The organism is Microbacterium sp. BE35 (assembly GCF_031457705.1).
Classification (GTDB): Bacteria; Actinomycetota; Actinomycetes; order Actinomycetales; family Microbacteriaceae; genus Microbacterium; species Microbacterium trichothecenolyticum.
The window spans coordinates 20,940-27,609 of sequence record NZ_JAVDXD010000008.1 but is presented as its reverse complement, the minus strand read 5'-3'; the positions used below and the strand labels follow the sequence as shown (position 1 = coordinate 27,609).

Genomic DNA, 6,670 nt, shown 5'->3' with positions numbered 1-6,670 from the left:
GGGGGGCCCCCCACCCGCTGCCTAACCGCCTCCACCCTTCGGGCCTAAAACCCCCCGCGGCGTCGGAAACCACCCCCCCGGGGCCGGGGGGCCGGCCGCCCCGCCCCCGGCGACCCGATCCGATCCGGGCGGCGCTCCGAACAATCGTCGAGCACCGGGCTCGTGGATTGGGGGTGCACCGTGGCCGGACGTCGCCCGCGCAGGTTCATCGCGCTCGCCGCGCTCTCGGGGGTGGTCAGCGCAGCGGTGTTCCTCGCGGCTTCCGAGTTGGTCGCGCTCATGGTGGCACGTGACGCCAGCCCGATCCTGGCTGTCGGATCGTTCGTGATCGACATCGTGCCGCAGCCGCTCAAAGAGCTCGCCATCTCGACGTTCGGCGAGTTCGACAAGGTCGCTCTGCTTGCGGGGCTCGGGCTCGCGGTCGTGATCGCGTCCGCGATCGCGGGGGTGCTGCAGTTCGTGCGGCCGCCCCTCGGCGTCGTCGCGCTCGGTGTCGCCGGGGCGCTCTCGGTCGCAGCGATCGTGACGCGGCCGGGCGTCACCCCGCTCGCGTTCCTGCCGCCGGTGGTCGGAGCGCTCGCGGGTTCGATCGTGCTGGTCCTGCTGTCTCGACGCCTTCAGGCATGGCAGCGCCCGATCTTTCCGCCGGCGTCTGGTGAGCAGGCGAGCCCGAACTCCGACCGGGGTATGGACCGGCGCCGGTTCTTCGTCATGGCCGGCATCGCCGGTGCGTCCGCCGTGATCGTCGGCGTCACCGCGAGAGCGGTGAGCATGGCCACCTCGTCGGTGGAGGCGGTCCGGCGTGCGCTTCGCCTGCCCGCGGCACGATCGACCGTGACGGTGCCCGCGGGCGCAGAACTCGACATCCCCGGCATCACGCCGCTGTTCACTCCGAATGCCGACTTCTACCGGGTCGACACCGCGCTCACCGTTCCCACCGTGAACCCCGACAGCTGGCGGCTGGTGATCGACGGCATGGTGGACCGACGTGTCGAGCTCAACTTCGACGAACTGCTCGCGATGGGGTTGGACGAGTACGCGATCACACTGACGTGCGTTTCCAACGTCGTCGGCGGCGAGCTCGTCGGAAACGCCATGTGGCTGGGCGTGCCGGTGCGCGACATCCTCCGTCTCGCGGGGCCTCAATCCGGCGCCGACATGGTGCTCTCTCGCAGCGTCGACGGCTACACCGCCGGCACCCCGCTGTCCGCGCTCACCGACGACGAACTCGACGCGATCCTCGCCGTCGGGATGAACGGTGAGCCGCTGCCCCTCGAGCACGGATTCCCCGTCCGGATGGTGGTGCCCGGTCTCTACGGCTATGTCTCGGCCACCAAGTGGCTGACCGAGCTCACCGTCACCACGTTCGCTCAGGACGAGGCCTACTGGACCCCGCGCGGCTACAGCGCGCAGGCGCCGATCAAGTTCTCGTCGCGGATCGACACCCCCAAGATCGGCAAGCCGATCGCAGCGGGGCGCATCCCGATCGCCGGCGTCGCGTGGGCGCAATCCGTCGGCATCCAAGGTGTCGAAGTGCGCATCGACGACGGCGACTGGCAGCCCGCGATGCTGTCGACCCCGATCAACACCGACACATGGGTGCAGTGGTTCCTGGAATGGGATGCCGCACCCGGCACCCACTACCTCTCAGTGCGGGCGACCGACAACAACGGCGAACTGCAGCTCGAGGAGGCGGCGCCGATCGCGCCGAACGGGTCGTCGGGCTGGCAGAGGTCCCTCATCTCCGTGACCTGACGGGATCCGGATGCTGCAGCCCGGCCATCACCCGCCGCGAGAGCTCTCCCGTGGATCGGTCGCAGCGGATCGGCCGGCGTGCATCGGGTGAGTGCGACTGAATCGGTGCGTCCGGGGCATTTCTCCCGAAGCGGGTCAGTCGCGCGATGTCGCGTTGACGCTGCCGGAGCGCTCCTGTCCGCTCAGGAGTGCGATCGCGGCCATCATGCGCTCGGTGATCTCGCGGCGGGCCTTGCCATCCGGCATCCCTTCGAGGTCGGCGAGGCCGAGCGGCTCGCCGAAGTGCACCTCGAGGCGCGGCCTCCCCGGCAGCAGATGACTCAGCGGCTTGACGGTGCCGGTCCCGATCAGTCCGACAGGCACGACAGCGGCGCCCGTGTCGCGCGCCATCCACGCCGCACCACCGTGACCGTCGTGCAGCTTCCCGTCGCGTGAGCGGGTTCCCTCGGGGAACACCGCGAACACGCTGCCGGCCCGCAGGATGCTGCTGCCCGCGTCGAGCGCCGCGCGCGCATCGCGACCGGTCGCACGGTACACCGGGACACCGCCGATCGAGGTGAAGAACCGGCGCTTGATGCGGCCGAGCATTCCCGAGCCCGTGAAGTACGACGACTTGATGAGGAACTGCACCGGGCGGGTCGCGGAGGTCGGGATGATGACCGTGTCGAGCGACGCAAGGTGATTGCTCGCCAGCAGCACCGGCCCACGCTCGGGCACGTTCCCTCGACCGACGATGCGCGGACGGTACATCAGCCAGAACAACGGCCGCAGGACCACCCGCCCGAGGAAGTAGATGGCGCCCGGCCTCGGCGCAGGGGCTGGGCTCGGCGGAGCGGGCGCTATCACCACGCCACCCTATCCGTCATCGTCAGGTCTGATCGGGGCTGCCGGTCTCGGTGAACAAGGCTCCCTGCGCCGCGGTGGAGCCGGACTCGCCTCCGCCTCGACCCCGCAACACGTAGGCGATGCCGACCGCGATCACGGCGCCGACGAGCGGCCCTGCGACGTAGACCCAGTAGTCGGTGAACGTGAGACTGGCGAGATCCGGCCCGAAAGTGCGAGCGGGATTCATCGATGCTCCCGATATCGGGCTGCCCCACAGACCCGCGAGGGCGATGTACCCGCCCACTCCGAGCGCCCCGAAGATGCCGATGTTCTGCGCCCCGGACGCCGTCCCCAGGATGACGCTCACGAGGCCGAGCGTGAGCACCGCCTCCATGACGAAGGCGGGTCCCGCACCGTACGACTCGGCGGGGTGATTCGAGCCGTAGGTGGCCGACACTCCGACCACCCATTGCAGGAAGAGCGCGGCCACGGTCGCCCCGGCGAGCTGGGCCACGATGTACCCCGGCACCCGCCGCCACGGAAAGTCGCGCCTCAGCGCGAACGCGATGCTGACGGCCGGATTCAGATGCGCGCCCGACACCTTGCCCATGAAGAGGATGACCCCCATCACCATCAGCGCAGGAGCGACCACTGCGGCTGCGCGGGAGATCGTCCCCGGGAACGCCTGCCCCATCATCCCCGCGCCGGCGGCCACGAGCACCAGCAGAAACGTCCCGTAGAGCTCGGACACCAGCCGCCGCCACTCCTGGCTCGGATCGCGGAAGTCCGCCATCGGACCTTCGATGTCTTGGTGGAACCACCGCAGGATCTCCTGCTCGGTGCGCTCGACTCGACCACTCATGACGACGCTCCATCCCTTGTGTCAACCGGCGAGGTGAAGGGACCCGGCGCTCACAGTAGACCCTCGGGCAGGTCATCGCCACGGGTCCCCGTGTGGAGCGCTTTGCGCGGTCGACGCGGCGCAGCGGGTCGGGCGCGGCGCGCGCCGCGGCCGTGCGGGGCGGCTGCCGCCGGCCGAAGCCCTCTATCGGAGAGCCGAGACCGGGTGCGACGGTGAACCCTGCGTCAGGCGTCGGCGAGCGCGTCCAAGGCGTCGGCGATGTCGCGGATGACGCGTGCCGCGGCCTCCTGGTCGGCTGCCGGGAGCCCGTCGATGACGTGGACGATGGCGGCGTGGTGGGCGGCGAAGGAGCCGTCGACCAGCGCGATGGCCTGCGCGGTGGGCTTCAGATAGTGCGCCCGCCGGTCGGTCGGGTGTCGCACGCGAACCACGTAGGACCGCTGCACGAGGCGTTCGATCACGTTCGTCACCGTGGCGCTGGATGAGTCGAGCATCACGATCAGGTCCTTCGGGCTGAGGTCGCGACCATCCCGGTCACCCTGCACCAGATATCGCAACGCCGTCAGGTCGACAGTGGAGAGCCCGGAGGCCCGCACCGCCCGCTCCGCCTGAACACGCTCCGCAGTGCGAAACCGCAGGATGGCATCGCTCAGCCGCCGCCCGGCCGGCGTCGCCGGCTGGTCGGCATACAGATGCTCGGCTTCGTGCCGCACCACCGTCTTCGGCATCGCACTCCCATGAATACGGCGTCCGGCCCCGGCCCTTCTGGCCGCTCGCGACGCGTCGCATACGCGCGACGAATGTAGCAGCGCATCGTGTGACACACAAGATATGTCACAACCTCCGAGATACACAGAACTTGGGATTGACAGCATCTGTGAGATGGAGTATGTGTTCTGTAGGCATCTTCAGAAAGGACTACTCGTGGGAACCCTCCGCTACGGCAGCGGCCTCGATACGCTGACCATCCCCGACGACGTTCTCGCCCACGTGAAGATCGTCATCACCACCAAACTGCGCCGAGGCGAGAGCTTCACCTTCACCTGGCGGCACCCCGAAGGCGAGGGGCCGGCACGCACCACCCTCTGGATCCAGCCAGCGATACCACTCCTCTTCACCTTCGATTCCGACGAGCCGGTCACCCTCGACCGTGACTACCTGCAGGAGCTCGCCGTGGCCGCCAACAGCAACGCAGGGTTGGTCGTCATAAGTCCCGAGCCGCGCCGGCAAACGCGGCAGCCGGTCCGGGAGCCCGCTGCTGCGTGATCTTTCCGCGCCGGTTCAGCTCGAGGGCTGGCGCCCGCCTTCAGAATGCCCACTCCGCATATGCGTCCTCACCGGTGTCGTCGTCCGGGGTGGGAGGGTCATCGGGAATGGGGATGCGTTCGATGAACACGGGGACTCCGGGGCTGATCAGCACGGACCGCGGCGAGTTCGGCGCGCCGGCGGGCAACTCCACCACACCCCCGCCGGCCCGCACCGCCGCCGTCAACTCGTCGAGCACGCCCCGCTCGTCCGTCCCCGCGCGCAACAGGTACGCGTGGTCTCCGATTGTCAGTTCCGTCGCGTACACGATCGCGCCGCGCCTCTCTCTCCCGTCTGCACGGTACGGGAGGTCCCGCACGGCGTCGCGGGGGTTGCATCTGCGCCCGGAGTGTGGGCCCGCAGCCTGTCAAGGGGTAGCGCACGCCCCGACGTGAGCGCATCGTTGATGCGGAGGTTTCACATGATCACTGCCGATCAGGGGAGCCTGGTGTTCGAGCCGCTCGGAGATACCGCGTGGAGACTGTGCGACACCAGCGTTGAAGTCCACGACGCCGCCCGGCTCGTCGCGTACGTCGAACGTGTCAGCAGCAACGGCGGGTATGAGGCTGTCTGGCTGGGGCTCGGCATCCCGCCCAGCATGCATCCTTCACGCGAAGACGTGCTTCGCACCGCACAGTTGGTGCGGGACACGAGATCCGCATCTACACGGTCCAAGCCTGTACCGATTCCCCACCGTGCGCCGGTGATATCAGGATGGGGATGATCCGCGCCACGGCGAGCCCCCGATCCTCGCCGTGTCGATCGGAGCATCCGGCCCGGCTCCGGCCCCGCTGAAGCACGTTCCAGTCATGGGAACGCTCCACTCGGGGACTCGGCCGGCGTCGCTGTGGGACGGTTCGCGTTCCCGCTCAGATCGGCATGCGGCGCACCCGGTAGCACAGGTGAAGCACGTGGTCGATCCCGCTCGGAGGCTTCCCGTCCCAGCCGTCCGTGATGTCGAAGGCGTGGCGGCCGACGATCGTTACCCCGACCTGATCCCAGTACGGCCGGATGTGGTCATATGACGCTTGCGACACGTTCAGCACGCCGCTGTCATCCAACGGCACGTCGCCACTGACCAGCCACTCGAACAGTGGGCCGGGATCGTCGTTCTCGGCCGCAATGAAGCCATCCACCGAGACCGACGCGTTCATGACCACTTTCCCCATGGGCTCCTCCTGTGCGTGGATTTCGCGTCTCGCGGGTCGTGAGTTGGTCCCTCTTGCAAGAAGACCGTCGGCGCGCTTATCGATCGGCGGCGGGTGGTTCCTCGGCTGGCCCATCCGTCGTGGAGCGGCTCCGCAGCCCGGAAGGTCCGCCGGCACGGGGACGAGAGCTATCCTGCCGCCATGGTCGACCGCGCGAACAAGCCTGAACTGCACGTGGACACCGTCGCCGACTGGGAAGCCTGGCTGGACTCGGACCCCGACCCGAGCGGGATCCGACTGCGACTGCGCAAGGCCGCCACGAGCCGACCCGGGATCACGTACGCCGAGGCGCTCGATGTCGCGTTGTGCTTCGGGTGGATCGATGGGCAGAAGCATTCCCTCGACGCCGACTACTTCCTGCAGACGTTCACGCCCCGACGACCGCGGAGCATGTGGTCGAAAGTCAACATCGGCCACGTGACCCGGCTGATCGAGGAAGGCCGCATGCGACCCCAGGGTCAGCTCGAGATCGACCGCGCGAAGGCCGACGGGCGATGGGACCGCGCGTATCGGCAGCGCGACGGCGACCTCCCCGAAGAGCTGCAGGAAGCACTGAACGCGGACCCGAAGATCGCCGAAGCCTTCGCTTCCCAGTCGGCGCAGAACCGGTTCGCGATGGCCTTCCGGGTGGCGAATCTCAAGCGGCCGGCCTCGCGAGCCGCACGCGTCGCCGAGTACGTCGAGATGCTGAAACGGGGCGAGTCCCTGCACTGAC

8 protein-coding genes and 1 pseudogene are annotated in these 6,670 nt (G+C 68.7%); 4 read left to right on the top strand and 5 right to left on the bottom strand.

Annotation, left to right across the window (positions count from 1 at the left end):
* Positions 1-180 precede the first annotated feature (180 nt).
* A complete protein-coding gene (locus tag J2Y46_RS20645) occupies positions 181-1,755 on the top strand; it encodes a molybdopterin-dependent oxidoreductase (protein ID WP_310245025.1) in 1,575 nt (524 codons plus the stop codon).
* A gap of 135 nt (positions 1,756-1,890) precedes the next feature.
* Here the strand turns inward: J2Y46_RS20645 and J2Y46_RS20640 are convergent, their stop codons facing one another.
* From J2Y46_RS20640 to J2Y46_RS20630, 3 genes are all read right to left on the bottom strand, one after another.
* Positions 1,891-2,601, bottom strand: a complete 711-nt coding sequence (locus tag J2Y46_RS20640; RefSeq protein ID WP_310245023.1) for a lysophospholipid acyltransferase family protein — start codon at positions 2,599-2,601, stop codon at positions 1,891-1,893.
* Positions 2,602-2,623: 22 nt separating this feature from the next.
* A complete protein-coding gene (locus J2Y46_RS20635; protein ID WP_310245021.1) occupies positions 2,624-3,442 on the bottom strand; it encodes an aquaporin in 819 nt (272 codons plus the stop codon).
* Between the two features lie 224 nt (positions 3,443-3,666).
* Positions 3,667-4,170, bottom strand: coding sequence for a MarR family transcriptional regulator (locus J2Y46_RS20630; protein WP_310245020.1), 504 nt, complete (start codon positions 4,168-4,170; stop codon positions 3,667-3,669).
* 196 nt (positions 4,171-4,366) lie between these two features.
* On the opposite strand from J2Y46_RS20630, the gene J2Y46_RS20625 reads away from it, so the two are divergent.
* A complete protein-coding gene (locus tag J2Y46_RS20625) occupies positions 4,367-4,708 on the top strand; it encodes a hypothetical protein (RefSeq protein WP_310245019.1) in 342 nt (113 codons plus the stop codon).
* Between the two features lie 40 nt (positions 4,709-4,748).
* Here J2Y46_RS20625 and J2Y46_RS20620 read toward each other — a convergent pair whose 3' ends face one another.
* Positions 4,749-5,015 (bottom strand): hypothetical protein, encoded by a 267-nt coding sequence (locus tag J2Y46_RS20620; protein ID WP_310245018.1) that lies wholly within the window; start codon positions 5,013-5,015, stop codon positions 4,749-4,751.
* Between the two features lie 153 nt (positions 5,016-5,168).
* On the opposite strand from J2Y46_RS20620, the gene J2Y46_RS20615 reads away from it, so the two are divergent.
* The gene (locus J2Y46_RS20615; RefSeq protein WP_310245017.1) at positions 5,169-5,471 is read left to right on the top strand and encodes a hypothetical protein; all 303 of its coding nucleotides are present in this window, start codon (positions 5,169-5,171) and stop codon (positions 5,469-5,471) included.
* 166 nt (positions 5,472-5,637) lie between these two features.
* Here J2Y46_RS20615 and J2Y46_RS20610 read toward each other — a convergent pair.
* A pseudogene (locus J2Y46_RS20610) lies at positions 5,638-5,916 on the bottom strand (dihydrofolate reductase); the annotation flags it as partial.
* Between the two features lie 180 nt (positions 5,917-6,096).
* On the opposite strand from J2Y46_RS20610, the gene J2Y46_RS20605 reads away from it, so the two are divergent.
* Complete coding sequence (locus J2Y46_RS20605; protein ID WP_310245015.1) at positions 6,097-6,669, top strand: YdeI/OmpD-associated family protein; 573 nt, start codon at positions 6,097-6,099, stop codon at positions 6,667-6,669.
* Position 6,670: the final 1 nt, after the last annotated feature.

Excerpts from the sequence above, each read along its gene's own strand:
- J2Y46_RS20635 (WP_310245021.1), bottom strand. The coding sequence starts at position 3,442 with ATGAGTGGTCGAGTCGAGCGCACCGAGCAGGAGATCCTGCGGTGGTTC.
- J2Y46_RS20630 (WP_310245020.1), bottom strand. The coding sequence starts at position 4,170 with ATGCCGAAGACGGTGGTGCGGCACGAAGCCGAGCATCTGTATGCCGAC.
- J2Y46_RS20615 (WP_310245017.1), top strand. The coding sequence starts at position 5,169 with ATGATCACTGCCGATCAGGGGAGCCTGGTGTTCGAGCCGCTCGGAGAT.
- J2Y46_RS20605 (WP_310245015.1), top strand. The coding sequence starts at position 6,097 with ATGGTCGACCGCGCGAACAAGCCTGAACTGCACGTGGACACCGTCGCC.